Origin of the sequence: Agathobaculum ammoniilyticum (genome assembly GCF_025567315.1) — a bacterium.
Taxonomy (GTDB): Bacteria; Bacillota; Clostridia; order Oscillospirales; family Butyricicoccaceae; genus Agathobaculum; species Agathobaculum ammoniilyticum.
The window spans coordinates 308,345-324,082 of record NZ_JAOQJE010000001.1; the positions used below are offsets into that span (position 1 = coordinate 308,345).

Genomic DNA, 15,738 nt, shown 5'->3' on the forward strand with positions numbered 1-15,738 from the left:
TTATTTTGCCATCATGGATTTGACCTGAACATGCTTCAGCCGGCCCAGCTTGCCGCACAGTGCGTTGATCGTATCGATCGTGCTGTCCATCACGATCGTAATAATCGAACAGCTTTCACGATAATGCGGAAGCCCCATGCGCCCAATGATTGAGGCACCATATTCGTGAAGCAGGGCGTTGACTTCGCCGCTGGATTCGCGGTCCTCGACAATAATGCCCAAAATCGCAATACGGTTTTCCATTTTATTCCTCCTGCAACAAAAAACGTCCTGCATCCACACGACACAGAACGCCCGTTTTATGGTTTTTCGCTCTTTCATCGCAGATCGAATCTTTGACAGCAGACACTGATTTTATGCAGACGCTCGCCCGGCAGCGCATGCTTTCGGGAAAGGAAGTCCTTGAAAAAAGTATACCCCAGTTTGCTCGATTTTGTCAATGTATATTTCGCCCGTGATCGGAGAGACTAATGGGGAAATCAAAAAAGGAGGTCTTTCTTATGGATCGTTCAAACTGCAACAAGGCAATCCGCTGCACTGTCAATCAGTGCGCCAATCACAGTGACGGTGCAGAGTATTGCGCGCTGGACTGCATCACCGTAGGCACGCATGAGGCCAACCCGACGGTCGATCAGTGTACTGACTGCAAATCTTTCCAGAGAAAGTGCTGCTGATCTCGATTTCCCGATGGAAAGGAGCGGATGCCGCTTGGTACCCGCTCCTTTCCATTTATTTTTTTCGCAGCAAAACCTTATATGTGCGCTCAACGCCAAATGCGCCGAGCGGGGCGGTTATCAGGATCGACAGCACCGCGACGGTCAAAACAATCTGTCCGCACGCCAGGCCCATAGAAAGCGGCACGGCGCCGATCGCAGCCTGCACCGTTGCCTTCGGCATATAAGCTATCATACAGAACAGCCTCTCCTTTGCGTTCAGCACAGTCCCCAGCATACAGCAGAATATGCCGGCCATCCGGAATAAAAGCACACAGCATAGCAGTAATACAACGGCAGGGCCAGCCTGCGCTGCATAGCGGATATCGACAGCGGCACCCACCAGCACAAACAAAAGCACCTCTGCCGCGACCCATAGCCTGGAAAACTTGGCCGACAGACGCACCGCGACTTCAGGCCTGTTACGCTGCAGCAAGATGCCAAGGCACATAACAGCGATCAGGCCGGAAAACGGAACAATGCCTTTCACACGGTTTTCCAATGCCACCAGCAGGAATGCGGCGCTCAGGATTATCAGCACCTTTGCCGTATCGCGCATATGCTTTTTTCGAAAAAGCAATGCAAGCAGGTGCCCCAGCGCTGCGCCGCACGCTATGCCGAGCAGGATCGACAGCGGGACCTGTAAGAAATCCATCACGGCAACCGTATCTCCTTGGGAAATGCCTGTGAAAGCGGTAAATAGCACAATGACAAAGACATCGTCCACCGATGCACCCGCGAGAATCATCTGCGGTATGCTTTTGGCTGTTCCATAGCCTTCCTCCATCAGCCGGAGCATTTTAGGTACAATAACCGCGGGCGATACCGCCGCAATTACCGCTCCCATGACCGCTGCTTCCAGAGCAGTAATCCCCAGCATCTTCGGCGCCAGCAGCACCATGCCACATATCTCAAAGCAGGCCGGCACAAAGCACATAAGCACAGCCGGCCGCCCCACGCGTTTCAAATCCGCGATATTCAGCGACAGTCCAGCCCTTGTCAGGATGATGATCAGCGCGAGCTGCCGCAGGTCGGCGCTGATTCCCAGTAGCGCAGGGTCTAATAGGTTGAGTACACAGGGGCCGAGCAGGATGCCTGTAACCAGCATACCGAGCAGGCTTGGCAGGCCGATCCGGCTAAACACCCATCCGAGCAGCATCCCTAACAGGAACACATACGCCAAACTTGTTAACATTAACTTTTCCCTCCATTTTTGGCGGAGCATAAAAAAAGCTGATGCCCCGCACGTTTTTTCGTGCAGAAGTCATCAGCTTTTTCAAGCGGTTCAGGCAGTATGCGCCAAGGGAGAACTTCATTCCCTTTTGTTATTATATCAGGCTTCCTCTGCGTTTTCAAGATTTTTTGTATCGCCGGCGATAAATGTGATCGCCCGACTGAAGTTTGTAATGTCCGCGTGCTTTACCGCACCGCCAAACTCCCCGTCCAGCGTCCACAGGACATCGTTCTTCGCATCAAACGTGATCTGCGACGTCCGGAAATACACAAAGCGGCTGGAGTCCACATTTCCCGTCAGCAGGTCATTGGCAAGCCACTGAAGCTCCATGGGGTTTTCTACCGGATAGACCAAAAGCACCTCATACAAGCCATCGTCCAGCGCCACATCATCCGTTGAAATTGTTTTGAAGCCCCCGACGGAGACGGTATTGGACACCATGCCGAAAATAAAATCGTCCTCTACCGTCATTTCCGCGCTGTTCACACACATATGGTGTTCCCTGATGCTGGTCAGTGATTTGACACCTTCTATGATATACGCTGCGCGGCCAAAGACGTTTTTAGTCTGCTGCGGCGTTGCGTAGGATACCTCAGTAAACACGCCGAACGCCGCGATATAGTTGAAATACCGTTCGTTGAACATCCCGATATCGAGCGCTTGCAAATTGTCGCTGGCTGCGACAGCCGCCGCCTCCACCGGAGATTTGGGTATGCCCAGACTGAGTGCAAAATCGTTTGTCGTACCCGCAGGGATATAACCAAGCGGCGGGCGGGTCTGCGCTTCCATCAGGCCGGTGACCACTTCGTTGAGCGTTCCATCCCCGCCCGCACAGACAATGCGGTCAAACTCCGCCGCCCTTTCCCGCGCAACGCGGGTTGCATCTTTCGTCCCCTGCGTGGCATAGAGGGTAACGTCATAGCCCGCTTTCTGGAACGTACTCACGCAATCGACGACCTTGCCAGCGATCGCGCCGCGTCCCGCATGCGGGTTGACGATCCAAAGCAGCTTTTTCATCCAGGCATACCCTCTCCTCTAATTTATGAAATTAAACCGCACACCGCGTTGGCATAGGACACCGGATCATCAACCGGCAGGCCCTCGATCAGAAGCGCCTGCGTATAGAGTATTTCCGCGTAGACCGCAACTTTATCCGAGTTTTGCTGCTGCAGCTCGCAAAGCTTTTTGAAAACCGGATGCTCCGCGTTCAGCTCCAAAATGCGCTCCGCGTGTACGCGCTGGCTATCGTCGAGCGCCTGCTGGTTGAGTACCTTTTCCATCTCCAAGGTCACAGGCCCTTCCGCGCGCAGGCAGCACGGATGACTTTTCAGGCGGCCGGTTAATTCCACTTTCTTTACCTTACCCTCCAGTGCTGTTCCCAACGCAGCCAAAAGCGTCTCATTCTCCTCGGTCAGCTTTTTGATTTCCGCCTTTTCATCTTCGCTCTCCAGTCCGAGATCCGCGTCAGCGATCGACTTGAATTCTTTCTCCTGATAGCTTGCCAGCATTTTTATGCAGAACTCATCGATGTTATCATCCAGGCACAGAACCTCATAGCCCTTGTCGCGCAGCGTCTCCATCGCCGGCAGCAGTTTGATCTTATCGATCGTTTCCCCGCAGGCATAGTAGATATATTTCTGTTCCTCTTTCATGCGGGAAACATATTCCTCCAACGTGACCAGCTTATCTTCGGTGGAGGAATGGTAAATCAGAAGATCCTGCAGTAAGTCCTTATGCGCGCCGTAGTCCACATATGCACCATATTTAATCTGGCGTCCAAATGCCTTCCAGAACTTTTCATATTCCTCGCGTTGGTCTTTCTGCATTTTGAGCAGCTCGCTCTTGATTTTCTTCTCAATGCTCTGCGCAATCGCTTTCAGGTGACGGTCGTGCTGCAGCATCTCACGGGAAATATTGAGCGAAAGATCCGCTGTATCCACCATACCGCGCACAAAGCTGAAATGGTCGGGCAGCAGGTCGGCGCACTTATCCATGATCAGAACGCCATTGGAATAAAGCTGCAGCCCTTTCTCATAGTCCTTGGTATAGTAATCCATCGGCGCGTGCGCAGGGATGAACAGCATCGCCGTATAGGTCACCGCTCCCTCCACGCTGGAATGGATATGGCAGAGCGGGGGCTGGTAATCGTAAAATTTGGAAGTATAAAACGAATTGTATTCCTCCTCCGTCAAATCCTTTTTGGACTTTTTCCAAATCGGGACCATGGAGTTAAGGGTTGTGTTTTCCGTGTATTCCTCCCATTCCGGCTGGTAATCCTCCCCTGCATCCGCCGGCTTTTCCTTCATACGGGAGCGTATCATGTCCATCTTGATCGGATACCGAATATAATCCGAATACTTCTTTACCAATGCTTGTATCCTGTATGGTTCCAGGAATTCGTCATAGGTTTCGTTTTCCGTATTTTCCTTGATTGTAAGCGTAATACGGGTGCCGTTTTCCTCTTTTTCACACGGCGTTACGGTATAGCCAGCCGTGCCGTCGGATTCCCAACGGTTTGCCTGGTCGCTGCCGATCGCACGGGATACAACCTCAACATGGCTTGCGACCATAAATGCCGCATAGAAGCCAACGCCGAACTGGCCGATAATATCAATATCCGCCTGATCCTGGTTCTCTTTCTTAAAAGCAAGCGAGCCGGAACGGGCGATCGTACCCAGGTTGCTTTCCAGCTCCTCCGCTGTCATGCCGCAACCGTGGTCTTCAATCACAAAGCGACGGTTTTCCTTGTCAAGCGTCAGCTCGATCGGTAAGCTGTCGCGCGTGATGCCGGTCTTGCCATCTTTCATTGCGTTATAGTAAAGCTTATCCGTTGCATCCGAAGCGTTGGAAATCAGCTCCCGCAGGAAAATTTCTTTATGTGTATAAATCGAATTGATCATTAAGTCCAACAGGCGCTTGGACTCCGCCTTAAATTGTTTCTTTGCCATGATCGATGCACCTCTATTGATGAAATGATGTTAGCACTCTAACACTTCGAGTGCCAACACTGTAATGATAATACCATGGAAAGGAAAAATCAAGCCCTCCCTCCAAAATTCATTTTTTATTCAAAAAGAAATGGAAGTCGCATTGCAACAAAATAAAAAGGGCCACATCATAGCGATATGCCCCCTTTCTGCTATTTTGCTGCTTGTACTGCGTGAATTTTTACGGACTGCCTTTTCCTTTCTGCACGACGACCACATGAGGATAGGCGATTTCGATTCCTTCCTGCTCGTAGATTTTCTTGATATTTTCCTGCACCGTGCATTTCAGACTGAACGCAGTACCGTTGTCCTTGGCCCAAAGCGACGCGCGCAGCGTGACTGCGGATTCCGCCAGCGTCAAAACGACCACCTGTACCAGCGACACGCCGGCCGCAACCTGTTCGGGCGTACGCACATCAAGGAAGTCCGGCTGGCGGGCGATCTCCTGCGCGAGCAGCTCCTTTGCGCGGGCGATATCGGATTCATAGGTTACACCGATTTCGAGGAATGCGCAGACGCGGCTGTCGCCATAGTCCGCATTTTCGATAATCGAATTGTTCATCACGCTGTTCGGCACGATCACGCGCTTGTTTTCGTAGGTGCGGATAGCGGTGTGGTGCAGGGTGATCTCCTCGACCACACCGGAAATGTCGTTATCCACACAGCGCACCACGTCTCCAATCACAAACGGTTTGAACGCCAGAATCATCATCCCGCTGACTATGCTGCCCAGCGCCTCCTGCGATGCCAGACCGCCGACCACCGCGAGCACGCCGCCCGCGGCCATCAGCTTGTTCATACCCGCGCTGAGCGCCGGTATGTTGGAAACGATCACCGCAAAACCTGTGAAATATAAGGCTGCGATCGCAAGATACCGGCAGAACGCCAATATCGTCGCGTTGCCGCTGCTGACCTGCTTCTGCCGGTCGATCAGCCGGAGCATAATCCGGTTAACCACCCGCACGCAGACCAGCGTCACAATACTTGTGGCCGCGATAAACAGTGCGGTCAGCGCGATGCTGGGCAAGCCGTTCTCTATCAAGTTTTCCTGCCAGCTCACCCAAGCATCCCTCCTTCCACCGAATCTTTAGTACGCAATACCCCAAACGACCATTTTATGCGCCGGTTTCCCGCATACCGGACATACGTCCGCGATATGCTCCTGCTCGAACGGCATGCAGCGGCTCGGCATACCGGTTTCCTCCTTGATCTTTTCCTCGCAGGCTAGGTCGCCGCACCACATGGATTTGATAAAGCCCGTATGCTCGGTGAGGATCGACTTCATCTCGTCAAGCGTCTTCGCGGTATAGGTGTGCTCCTCACGGTTTTTCAGCGCCTTCTGGAACAGGGCATCCTGAATTTCCTGCAGCAGCGCCGGAATTTTTTCCGTCAGCTTTTCAAATTTCACAACGGTCTTTTCACGGTTGTCACGGCGTACCAAAACACACTGCCCGTTTGCGATATCGCGCGGTCCGACCTCCAGCCGGAGCGGCACGCCCTTCATCTCGTACTCGGCGAACTTCCAACCGGGGCTGTTTTCGGACAGGTCGATCTTTGCGCGCACACCAGCTGCTTTTACCATTTCATAAATCTCCTGCGCCTTTTCGGTCACGCCCGGCTTATGGCTTGCCACCGGAATGACAACAAGCTGTGTCGGCGCAATACGGGGCGGCAGTACGAGACCTTCGTTGTCGCCATGTGTCATAATAATCGCGCCGATCATGCGCGTAGACATGCCCCATGAGGTCTGGTACATATATTGGAGTGTATTGTTCTTATCCGTGTACTGCATTCCGAACGCGCGCGCAAATCCGTCGCCGAAGTAGTGCGAGGTGCCGGACTGCAGCGCCTTGCAGTCATGCATCATGGCCTCGATGGTGTAGGTTTTCTCTGCGCCCGCAAAGCGTTCCTTTTCAGTTTTCTCCCCCTTGATGACCGGAATAGCGAGCCATTCCTCCGCAAACCTGGCGTAAATATTCAGCATACGGAGGGTCTCCTCCATCGCTTCTTCCGCCGTTGCATGGACAGTATGCCCTTCCTGCCACCAGAATTCCCGGCTGCGCAGGAACGGACGGGTGGTTTTTTCCCACCGGACCACGCTGCACCACTGGTTATACAGCTTTGGCAGGTCGCGCCAGGAGCGAACGATTTTCGCGTAATGCTCGCAGAACAGCGTTTCCGACGTCGGACGGACGCAAAGACGCTCTTCCAGCTTTTCCGAGCCGCCATGCGTGACCCAAGCCACCTCGGGCGCAAAGCCTTCAACATGGTCTTTTTCCTTCTGCAGCAGGCTTTCCGGTATAAAAATCGGCATCGCGACATTTTCATGTCCGGTCTCTTTGAACATACCGTCCAGCGCCTGCTGGATGTTTTCCCACAGCGCCTGCGCGTACGGGCGCATAATAACGCAGCCCTTGACCGAGGAATAGTCGATCATCTCCGCTTTTTTCACGATATCGGTGTACCACTGCGCAAAATCCACATCCATGGATGTGATCTCGCTGACCAGCTTCTTCTGTTCTGCCATAATTGTATTCCCTCACCTTTTCCAAATAGATTTCATAAAATAACAATAGATTCTTATGTATCAAACAAAGGGGTAATCACTATGAACCTTTCTCAGTCCTTTTATGTCAAGCCTGCGGCTCATGAGGTCGTCGATACCACAGTATCCCTATATCTGGATCAGCGTCCCGCGGTTGTCGGGACAGTAGTGGATCAGAACGGGAAACCGGTTGAGGAAGCGCTTGTAACCTTTTACCGCGCAGACGCGCCCGCCACGCCTGTGAGCGCACTGTATACCGACGAGCTCGGCCGCTTCACCTTCGGCCCGCTGGAAGCCGGCCAGCTTTACCACGTGAAAGTTTTCAAGCGTTCCGACGCGATCCGCGCTCTGGAACAGGGGAACTAAGCCCTACCGCCGCCCCCCAAGAAGCGTATCGCGTACAAAAAACTTTTTCATCCTTTACCCCCGATGCGCCAGACTATGAGTTGACCCCGACGCCGAGCGCGTCCAGCCGTGCCTGCTCGACCGCGCATTCCTCTTCCGTATAGCCGGAAAATCCCATGCCCGGCGTGTTGACCAGCGCGCGCAGCCGGCCGTTCTCAATCGCATATTCGTAGGAGTGGTAATCCGCCATCCCCATCACATAGGTGTACTGTACACGCACCACACCCGCCTCCGCACAGGTGATCCGGTCAAAGGTCAGTCCATGCGCGGGCTGGTTCGCCAGCAGCACGGTTTCCGTACCGTCCGCCGCAATGCGTATCGCTTCGGTACCCGCCAGCGTAAAAACACCTGCACCATAATACCCTGGGCGTTCGTCTGCCGGCGAGGCCAACAGCACATAGCTGCCGTCTGCGGGGTCGATCTCACAGTCATATACCGGCTTGTCTGTGATCTGCAGCAGCTTGCCATCCTCTGCCCGATACAGCCCCGCCGTACCCCAGGCGCAGGAGCCGTTATCTGACAAGAGCTTCGGCGCATTCTCGCCCTGCCAGTAAGCCAATTCTTCCTCTGTCCTCTGTGCCGCATCTTTCGGCAGGGGATATAGGTTTTCTACCGTGTAGCTTCCGGCCGGCTCACCGTCCCAGCTCCAGCCCGAGATCACCGTGTGTTCGGCCGTGATATTTTCCGTCAGCAGCAGGCCGCTGCTCAGGACAACGGACAGCCGATCCCCTGCTGCAAGCGGCAAGGCGCTGGCGCCGTTTTCGTCCAAACGGTAGAATTTATGCTCACCGGCCTGGAACACACAGCCATCATCCCCCTGCAGGCAGGACAGCAATGCGTCGCTCCCTTCTTCCTTTGTCAGAGAAAGCACCGCTTCAGTCTCCGCGCCGCGGACCGCATAGACCGTATCCCCCTCCGGCTCGCGGAACAGGAGGTAGTCTGTCTCTCCCGCGTATCCCATGATTTTCGCCGTGCTGCCCTCCGGACCGCGCAGCAGCTCTTCCGCTTCCAGCGTCTCCTCATCGAGACGGAAGCATACATAGTTCTGCCCTTCCGACGCTTTCTCGCCATACAGTTGATTCAAGGAGGATTCGTAATAATAAATTACATCGATTTCAGCATCCGCACAACGCACCACCGGCACGCCCGCAATCACACAGGACAGGCGGTAATCCATATCATTGAATCCGTGTAATGTATCCTGCATGTATGCGCGCGGCAAAACGTCCCACGCCGCCTTCTTGAACTGCTCCAAGGAGAATACGCTGCGGTCGATCAGCTTCTGCGCGACTGTAATGCCGTTTGTGTCCTCGCATTTGAGATAGTATTCTCCCAGCAGGCGTGCGGACAACGATACCGCGTCCCCGCGGACAAACCCCGCCCTGTCGCAGTTGCCCTCCTCATCTATGCCGTAAAGCCCCAGAAAGTCATAGTTTTCCTCATCCGTTGAGGCGCGCGCAAGAAATGTGCAGTACTGCCCATAGGTCACGCTTTCCTCCGCTCCGTATCTGGTTGCGGATACGCCGCGCGTCAGACCGCTTTGATACAGCCAGGCAATATAGGGGGCCGCCCATTCGGGTACATCGGTAAAGGGGTGCGTCCACGCTCCTTCCAGCGCGGTCTGCTCTGCGCCGAGGAAGCGCGTCAGCATCACAGCCGCCTCTGCGCGCGTCATGGGCTGTTCCAGCTCAAACCCCTTTTCCGTCCCTCGAAACAGGCCGAGGTCGTACAGCATCTGCGCCTGCGCTTCCGTGTCGCCCGGATAGGCGTTGTCGATCGTGCCGACGTTTGCCGCCCCTGCGGCAAACGTCATCAACAATACTGCAAAACAAGTGGCAGCCAGCTTTTTCATAGCCCTATCCCCTTTCAGTGGATTACCGCAGCTTTTCTTTCACCTCATAGGACAGCTTTTCGATGAACTCCACCAGCTCCATCGGCGTGGTCTCGCCGGTTTTGCGCTCGCGCACTGAAATGATGCCTTTCTCCTCGTCCTTGTCACCGATAACGACCATATACGGCACCTTATGCACCTGCGCCTCGCGGATCTTGTAGCCGATCTTCTCGTTGCGGTCATCCATGCTCACGCGGAAGCCCGCTTCGGTGAGCTGCCCCACGACCTCCTGCGCGCAGGGGATATTGCGGTCGGTCATGGGCATGACGCGCACCTGCTCCGGAGCGAGCCAGGTGGGGAACGCGCCTGCAAAGTGCTCGGTGATGACGCCGATGAAGCGCTCGATCGAGCCAAGCACCACGCGGTGGATCATAATCGGGCGGTGCTTTTCGCCGTCCGCGCCGATATACTCCAGCTCAAACCGCTCGGGAAGCTGGGAGTCCAGCTGAATCGTGCCACACTGCCAAGTGCGGCCGAGCGAGTCGGCCAGATGGAAGTCCAGCTTGGGGCCGTAGAACGCGCCGTCGCCCTCGTTGACCACATAGTCCTTGCCCATCTCGGTGATGGCTTCCTTGAGGATATCCTGGTTGTGTTCCCACTGTTCGACCGTGCCGATGTGGTCCTCCGGCATGGTGGACAGCTCGATCTTATAGCTCAGGCCGAACACCGAGTACACCTCGTCGAACAGCTTGACTGTGTTTTTAATCTCATCCTTCATCTGGTCTGGCGTCATGAAGATATGCGCATCGTCCTGCGTGAAGCAGCGTACGCGGAACAGGCCGTGCAGCGCACCGGACAGCTCGTGGCGATGGACAAGGCCAAGCTCGCCCACGCGCAACGGCAGTTCGCGGTAGGAGTGCGGCTGGGACTTGTAGACCAGCATACCGCCTGGGCAGTTCATGGGCTTGATGGCAAAGTCCTCGTCGTCAATGACCGTGGTGTACATATTGTTCTTGTAGTGCTCCCAGTGGCCCGAACGCTCCCAAAGCTTGCGGCTGAGGATGACCGGCGTGGAAACCTCGACATAGCCGTACTTCTTGTGTACCTCGCGCCAGTAGTCGATCAGGGTATTCTTGAGCGTCATGCCGCCCGGCAGGAAGAACGGGAAGCCCGGGCCTTCCTCAGTCAGCATGAACAGGCCAAGTTCCTTGCCCAGACGGCGGTGATCGCGCTTCTTGGCCTCCTCCAGCATGTTCAGGTAGGCATCCAGTTCGTCCTTCTTGGGGAAAGCTGTGCCGTAGATACGCTGAAGCATCTTATTTTTGCTGTCGCCGCGCCAGTATGCGCCGGTGACGCTCATCAGCTTAATGCCGTTTCCCTTGACGCGGCCGGTGGTATCCAGATGCGGGCCGGCACACAGGTCGGTGAACTCACCCTGTTTGTAGAACGAGATGGTCGCGTCCTCAGGTAGGTCGTCGATGAGCTGCACCTTATATGGCTCGTCCTTTTCCTCCATCAGCTTGCGCGCCTCGGCGCGCGGCAGCTCGAAGCGTTCGAGCGGCAGCTTCTCCTTGCAGATCTTCTTCATCTCGGCCTCGAGCGCGTCCAAATTCTCCTGCGTAAAGGAGAACGGTGCGTCGAAATCGTAGTAGAAGCCGTTTTCGATCGACGGGCCGATGGCAAGCTTGACCTCGGGATACAGGCGCTTGACCGCCTGCGCAAGGATATGGGATACCGTATGACGGTAGGTGTCGCGGTATTCCGGATTTTCAAACGTGTACTTGTTTTCTTCGGACATAACAGTGTTCCTCCTTTTGTATTTTGGGGGGAGAACGAAAAAGCCCACCCCCGACATAAAATCAGGGGTGAGCATAAACCCACGGTTCCACCCTGCTTGCAAGCCCGTTTTCGGGCTTACCGCTCTGGAGTCCGTAACGAGGACGACACGCCGCGGCATACTGCGCTTTTCCGCCGCGGGGCTCGGGAATCGGTGCCGCTTTCTCCGCGCCTGCGGACGCTTTCAGCCGCGTCGTCCGCTCTCTGCCAGACGCTTGTTAGATACTTACGGGATTTCCGTCATCGCTTTTGCTTATGAATACATTTATATTATACCCCAATCCTTGCTTTGTCAACCGTTAATTCGCCGTTTCGTAGCGGCCGACAAACAAAATCTCGCCATTTGCGTTATCACGGATAACAAACCAGAACGGCTCATCCGCGGTGAACGTGCGCACCAGTTCGGGGCGGGACGGCAGCGCTGCGCCCGCACCATCCATCGCGGCGGTCACCGCCGCGGCTTCCGTGCCTTTTTCATCCACTGCGACGTATGTTTTGTGTACCACCGTGTCCAGGAAATGCTGCCTGGCCGGCAGTTCGGAGGGGTCGAGCATCGCGGTCAGATCCGCTTTTTCCGGCTCATACGCTGTCCGCACACCGAGCGCCTGCAGCGCTTCGTCCAACGGTGCGCCGTACTCCACCTTGAATCTGGGTATGGAGACCCGTACGTCACTATAGGTAAATTCCGCGTTATCCAGCAGGTTCTGCACGTCCAGCTCATCGTCCGCTTTAATCAGGTACATGCTGAAATCCGCGTCGCGGAAGTATTTCCAGTTGTCGCCCTCCCAATTGTCCACCGCGTATTTGCGGTAATCCATCCTGAGCGCTTCCACACCCGGGGTGGAATAATAGCCGAAGACATCGGTCTGGTGCATCATGTCTACCGTGCCGGCCGTACCATCCGCATTCGTAAAGTCCGCCTTTTCCGTATGTGCGGGGGAAAACTCTTTTTCCCAAGCGGCCTTGAAGTACACCGCGTTGATCAGCGCGGTGACAAACTCGCGGTTGTCCTCGGTCAGGATGGTCGGGATCTTGCCATGCGTTTTCTCGTCCGCCCAGGCGTTGACCCGTTCGACCGAGTCCGCATTTGTGACCTCCTCCACCACGGCGCGGAAATATTCGTCCATTTCGCGCGCATAGTCCGGCAGGAACTCGCCCGCCCCGTCAAACCAGCTTTGATTGATCCAAAGGGAATTGGCGGTTTCGAGCGACATAATGCGCGCGTAGCCGTCATAGGTCGCAAGCTGCTCTTTCACAGTCTGGTTAAACGCCTCCAGATCCTCGATCTGCAAGGCATCGAGCAGCTCCCGCTGCGTTTCCCCCTTCGTACCATTCGCCAGCATGGCCAGGCACATCCGGATGGAATAAGGCGACAGCGACCAGTTGCCCTCCGCATCCACCGCACGGATAAGGGCGTCAGCGAAACCCGGCTTCTCCGGTGCGGCGACCGCGCTCATATCAAGCGCATTTGCGTTTGCAATCCACTGCGCCGCCTCGCTGCCGGCAACCAGATCATTCGGCCGGAAATCCAATGCGCTGGATGTCGTGCCATCCGGATAGCTGACATTACTTTCATCCGACATATCGATCACACCGTACATCCAGCACTTGCTCACACCGTTCTGCGCCCATTCCGCAATATTATACGGGTCGGGCGAACCGGTGCCGCAGCCCGCGGGGAGCGCGGTGTATCGATAATCCAAATACCGTCCGAGCAGCGCCGCCGCTTCCTGCCGCGTGATCAGGTCGTCCAAGCGCAGCACCGCTTTTTCCCCGTCCTGCGCCGCTCCGTTCAGGATCCATTTTGCAAACGTCCACTTGACCTCGTCGGATGCTTCCACGCCGTCGGTGAAGTATTCCTCCATGTCGATCCACGCGCTGTCTGACACGTCCTCGCCGGACGCCGACGCAAGCGCTTCCAAAAAGTCGCCGCGCGTGACCGTTTTTGGCAGTTTCCGCAGAGCATCCTCTGTCGGGTAGCCGTACACCTCCTGCTCCTGCGCTGCACCGGCGCATACTGGCACCCCCATGCACAACGCAAGCACCCAGGCCATTATCCGTTTTTTCACTTGAAATCCCTCCCATTCTTTCAGTTTACTGGTTAGACGACCGCCTCTTCCAAGTAGTTCCCATATTTAATGTCAAAGCTCCCTATATAGGGAGCTTGTTTAACATTTGAGCGCCTCGTCAGTGATATGAGCCGTGATCCGCTCATAAAAATCGCGTTTCTGTCCCTCGTCCGTAAAAGCAGAAAAAGGCACGATGACCGCGGAAAATTCATCTACGAAAATATAGTAATGGGCAGCATCCGACGCTGTGCGCTGGACCGCTTCATATTGATAGGTCGTATCCTCGTTTTCCCCCGCAAGCTCGAATTCATTTTCCCGCAGGGTCAATGTTTTGGGTCCGCAAAGCTGCTTGTTGTTGGCCCTTTGCAGGATGCGCTCCACATTTTTTACAACCTTCCGCTTCATATACCACGGCGTGCCGAAAAAACAGACCGCCGCAAGCGCCAAATATCCGACAACGGATACCACGCTCAGCGCCTTGAGCCAATACATCAGCGCCGTGCCGCCCAGCGCGACGATCACTGCGGAAGCGATCCGCGTCGTCAGGATGCTGCGCTGTACGACTGCGTTATTGGTATAGTAATTCAAATTGAAGTCGATATAGTCCTGCTTGGTGATATCATAATGAAGTTCCATAAAGCGGGCTCCTTTTACAATCTGCTCTTATTGTACCGAATATCTGCGCCAAATGCAAGTAAAAGCGGCGGCCTTTTCTCCGCAGTCTGTATGTCTGCTCGCTTGACAGACACAGAATATTGGCATAGTATTATTTCCGGAAAGGAGATGTTCCATGAAGCGCGTTTTCCCTCGCATATTCCTGCCGCTCGTCTGCCTGCTGTACGCCTGCTTTCTGGTTCTTGACCTTACGGCGTTGGCCGACAGCACTTGGATCAAATACGTTTCCATACTGCTCTGCTTTTCCACCGCCCTGCTCAACCATTCCTCTCAGGATGGGAGGCTTGTCGTACTCGCCCTGCTATTTACCGCCGCCGCCGATTGGTTTTTATTGGTCCAAAACCGGAATTATCTGTTCGGCGTATCGCTTTTCTGCATCGTGCAGTTTATCTACAGTATTCGCCTGTACCGACTGCGGGGCAGGCTGTGCTTTGCATCGCTTCCATTCCGCATACTGCCTTTGTCGGCGTTCTTTTTCGGTATCGATACGCTTTCCGCGCTTTCGGTCTTCTATTTTTCCAACCTGGCTGTCAACGCATGGGAAGGTGTGCTTCTGCGGTCCTGCGGCCGGAAGCATCGTCTGTTTGCCTGCGGGCTGCTTTTGTTTGTCTGCTGCGACCTCTGCGTCGGCGCATGGAATCTGGGGATCTTCCCGTCCTGCACGCATTTTGGCATGTGGCTCTTTTATTTGCCTTCACAGGTCTGTATCGCCCTTTCATCCTATCCACAAGGAGCAACAAAACAATGAAACCATCAAAATCCCTGTCTATCCTGCTGTCAGTTGTATTGGCGGTATTCTTTCTGTCTGCCGCAATCGCTTTCCCTATCCTGTGCCGCCCGTTCTATTATCAGCAAATCCACTTGCTTCAGCTCACCGAGCGGACTGGCTGGAGCGAGCAGACGATCCGTGAGGCTTATGATGAGGTCATGGATTATCTGGTGTTCGACGCCCCATTCGGCACGGGCGACCTCGCCTGGTCGGAGGATGGCCAAGCACATTTTGCGGACTGTAAGATATTGTTCCAGCAGGACTTTGTCCTGCTGGGCGGCTCAGCCGCCGCGTTGGTTTTGCTTGCGCTGCTTGGCCACCGCTGCGGGCTCCGGTTTTACCGGTTCCGCGGGCGCGGGCCTGCATTTTGGTCGGCTGCCGCCATGGGCGTTGTTTACCTTATCACTGCGATTTGGGCGTTCTGCGATTTCAACAGCATGTTTACTGTTTTCCACCAGGTCTTTTTTCCCGGCAAGACCAACTGGGTATTCGACGCGCGCCTGGATGAAATCATCCTCATCCTGCCGGAAGCTTTCTGGGCAAGGACCGGCGCATTGGTCCTATTGCTCTCCTTTGGCGGGCTTTGTCTGGCCGCACTGGTCGGCGAACTGCTGTATCGGAAGAAAAAGCAGGCATTGCAATAAAAAGGACACAGGGTGCTTACCCTGCGTCCT

The 15,738-nt window shown here is 54.9% G+C and carries 14 protein-coding genes and 1 riboswitch; of the genes, 4 read left to right on the forward strand and 10 right to left on the reverse strand.

Annotation, left to right across the window (positions count from 1 at the left end; translation table 11 throughout):
- Window positions 1-243, reverse strand: coding sequence for a TM1266 family iron-only hydrogenase system putative regulator (locus tag OCV66_RS01495; protein ID WP_054325989.1), 243 nt, complete (start codon window positions 241-243; stop codon window positions 1-3).
- 257 nt (window positions 244-500) lie between these two features.
- Here OCV66_RS01495 and OCV66_RS01500 point away from each other — a divergent pair, with 257 nt between their 5' ends.
- Window positions 501-674, forward strand: a complete 174-nt coding sequence (locus OCV66_RS01500) for a DUF1540 domain-containing protein (RefSeq protein ID WP_082396669.1) — start codon at window positions 501-503, stop codon at window positions 672-674.
- A gap of 55 nt (window positions 675-729) precedes the next feature.
- Here the strand turns inward: OCV66_RS01500 and OCV66_RS01505 are convergent, their stop codons facing one another.
- The 5 genes from OCV66_RS01505 to proS all read right to left on the reverse strand — a co-directional run bounded on the left by OCV66_RS01505 (window position 730) and on the right by proS (window position 7,461).
- Window positions 730-1,908 carry a cation:proton antiporter gene (locus tag OCV66_RS01505; protein ID WP_147573699.1) on the reverse strand — a complete coding sequence of 393 codons (1,179 nt, stop codon included), beginning with the start codon at window positions 1,906-1,908 and terminating at the stop codon, window positions 730-732.
- 56 nt (window positions 1,909-1,964) lie between these two features.
- A riboswitch (Fluoride riboswitch) is annotated at window positions 1,965-2,042 on the reverse strand.
- Between the two features lie 4 nt (window positions 2,043-2,046).
- Window positions 2,047-2,964 carry a diacylglycerol/lipid kinase family protein gene (locus OCV66_RS01510; RefSeq protein ID WP_107630530.1) on the reverse strand — a complete coding sequence of 306 codons (918 nt, stop codon included), beginning with the start codon at window positions 2,962-2,964 and terminating at the stop codon, window positions 2,047-2,049.
- A gap of 23 nt (window positions 2,965-2,987) precedes the next feature.
- Complete coding sequence (gene htpG / locus OCV66_RS01515) at window positions 2,988-4,895, reverse strand: molecular chaperone HtpG (protein ID WP_054325990.1); 1,908 nt, start codon at window positions 4,893-4,895, stop codon at window positions 2,988-2,990.
- A gap of 220 nt (window positions 4,896-5,115) precedes the next feature.
- Window positions 5,116-5,994 (reverse strand): mechanosensitive ion channel family protein, encoded by an 879-nt coding sequence (locus tag OCV66_RS01520; protein WP_054325991.1) that lies wholly within the window; start codon window positions 5,992-5,994, stop codon window positions 5,116-5,118.
- Window positions 5,995-6,021: 27 nt separating this feature from the next.
- Window positions 6,022-7,461 (reverse strand): proline--tRNA ligase, encoded by a 1,440-nt coding sequence (proS, locus tag OCV66_RS01525; protein ID WP_147573700.1) that lies wholly within the window; start codon window positions 7,459-7,461, stop codon window positions 6,022-6,024.
- An 81-nt stretch (window positions 7,462-7,542) separates the two neighbouring features.
- Here proS and OCV66_RS01530 point away from each other — a divergent pair, with 81 nt between their 5' ends.
- The gene (locus tag OCV66_RS01530; protein ID WP_054325992.1) at window positions 7,543-7,845 is read left to right on the forward strand and encodes a carboxypeptidase-like regulatory domain-containing protein; all 303 of its coding nucleotides are present in this window, start codon (window positions 7,543-7,545) and stop codon (window positions 7,843-7,845) included.
- A 73-nt stretch (window positions 7,846-7,918) separates the two neighbouring features.
- Here OCV66_RS01530 and OCV66_RS01535 read toward each other — a convergent pair whose 3' ends face one another.
- From OCV66_RS01535 to OCV66_RS01550, 4 genes are all read right to left on the reverse strand, one after another.
- Window positions 7,919-9,736: an S-layer homology domain-containing protein gene (locus tag OCV66_RS01535; protein ID WP_147573701.1), complete on the reverse strand. Its 1,818-nt coding sequence runs from the start codon at window positions 9,734-9,736 to the stop codon at window positions 7,919-7,921.
- Between the two features lie 22 nt (window positions 9,737-9,758).
- Window positions 9,759-11,513 carry a threonine--tRNA ligase gene (gene thrS, locus OCV66_RS01540; RefSeq protein ID WP_054325995.1) on the reverse strand — a complete coding sequence of 585 codons (1,755 nt, stop codon included), beginning with the start codon at window positions 11,511-11,513 and terminating at the stop codon, window positions 9,759-9,761.
- Between the two features lie 337 nt (window positions 11,514-11,850).
- Window positions 11,851-13,620 carry a serpin family protein gene (locus OCV66_RS01545; protein ID WP_054325996.1) on the reverse strand — a complete coding sequence of 590 codons (1,770 nt, stop codon included), beginning with the start codon at window positions 13,618-13,620 and terminating at the stop codon, window positions 11,851-11,853.
- A 99-nt stretch (window positions 13,621-13,719) separates the two neighbouring features.
- Window positions 13,720-14,256, reverse strand: coding sequence for a YcxB family protein (locus tag OCV66_RS01550; protein WP_107630536.1), 537 nt, complete (start codon window positions 14,254-14,256; stop codon window positions 13,720-13,722).
- 154 nt (window positions 14,257-14,410) lie between these two features.
- Here OCV66_RS01550 and OCV66_RS01555 point away from each other — a divergent pair, with 154 nt between their 5' ends.
- Entirely contained in the window at window positions 14,411-15,043 is a 633-nt protein-coding gene (locus OCV66_RS01555; protein ID WP_054325999.1) for a lysoplasmalogenase family protein, read from the forward strand.
- Window positions 15,040-15,708, forward strand: coding sequence for a TIGR01906 family membrane protein (locus OCV66_RS01560; RefSeq protein WP_054326000.1), 669 nt, complete (start codon window positions 15,040-15,042; stop codon window positions 15,706-15,708). The genes OCV66_RS01555 and OCV66_RS01560 overlap by 4 nt, the downstream gene beginning before the upstream one ends.
- Window positions 15,709-15,738 lie beyond the last annotated feature (30 nt).

Excerpts from the sequence above, each read along its gene's own strand:
- OCV66_RS01510 (WP_107630530.1), bottom strand. The coding sequence starts at position 2,964 with ATGAAAAAGCTGCTTTGGATCGTCAACCCGCATGCGGGACGCGGCGCG.
- OCV66_RS01550 (WP_107630536.1), bottom strand. The coding sequence starts at position 14,256 with ATGGAACTTCATTATGATATCACCAAGCAGGACTATATCGACTTCAAT.
- OCV66_RS01500 (WP_082396669.1), top strand. The coding sequence starts at position 501 with ATGGATCGTTCAAACTGCAACAAGGCAATCCGCTGCACTGTCAATCAG.
- proS (WP_147573700.1), bottom strand. The coding sequence starts at position 7,461 with ATGGCAGAACAGAAGAAGCTGGTCAGCGAGATCACATCCATGGATGTG.
- OCV66_RS01505 (WP_147573699.1), bottom strand. The coding sequence starts at position 1,908 with ATGTTAACAAGTTTGGCGTATGTGTTCCTGTTAGGGATGCTGCTCGGA.
- OCV66_RS01560 (WP_054326000.1), top strand. The coding sequence starts at position 15,040 with ATGAAACCATCAAAATCCCTGTCTATCCTGCTGTCAGTTGTATTGGCG.
- OCV66_RS01530 (WP_054325992.1), top strand. The coding sequence starts at position 7,543 with ATGAACCTTTCTCAGTCCTTTTATGTCAAGCCTGCGGCTCATGAGGTC.
- OCV66_RS01495 (WP_054325989.1), bottom strand. The coding sequence starts at position 243 with ATGGAAAACCGTATTGCGATTTTGGGCATTATTGTCGAGGACCGCGAA.
- thrS (WP_054325995.1), bottom strand. The coding sequence starts at position 11,513 with ATGTCCGAAGAAAACAAGTACACGTTTGAAAATCCGGAATACCGCGAC.
- htpG (WP_054325990.1), bottom strand. The coding sequence starts at position 4,895 with ATGGCAAAGAAACAATTTAAGGCGGAGTCCAAGCGCCTGTTGGACTTA.
- OCV66_RS01555 (WP_054325999.1), top strand. The coding sequence starts at position 14,411 with ATGAAGCGCGTTTTCCCTCGCATATTCCTGCCGCTCGTCTGCCTGCTG.
- OCV66_RS01535 (WP_147573701.1), bottom strand. The coding sequence starts at position 9,736 with ATGAAAAAGCTGGCTGCCACTTGTTTTGCAGTATTGTTGATGACGTTT.